At 28.9% G+C, this 391-nt stretch carries 1 protein-coding gene; it reads left to right on the plus strand.

What is annotated here, in order from left to right:
* Positions 1–168: 168 nt before the first annotated feature.
* On the plus strand, positions 169–391 hold a 223-nt coding region (locus D0817_RS24965), incomplete at its 3' end, for an ATP-binding protein (RefSeq protein ID WP_238160957.1).

Here is a 391-nt window from a genome sequence, read left to right on the forward strand (position 1 = left end):
GAGCGATGGATTATGAAAAAATAAATTACCCAATCATCAAATCTATCCTGGAGAAAGGATTAGACTTCATTGATGAAGATCCTGCTATTGAAGATAAAGAAATACCAATACATAATAATATTAGAGGTAAGGAATATTACAAATAACAACCATTAATAAAATAACTATATGAATGATCAAACATTAGAAAAAATGAAACAGTTAAGGCTCTACGGAATGTCCAGAGCCTTTAATACTACTTTAGAGGCAAGTAATATCGATTATACAAATGATGAACTTATTGCTTATTTAATTAACTCTGAATATGATGACAGAGAAAATCGAAAAGTAGAAAGATTGATCAATACTGCCAAGTTTAGGTATAAAGCTTTTATGGAAGAAATCGATTTTG

The organism is Flavobacterium cupreum, from assembly GCF_003996965.1.
Lineage (GTDB): Bacteria > Bacteroidota > Bacteroidia > Flavobacteriales > Flavobacteriaceae > Flavobacterium > Flavobacterium cupreum.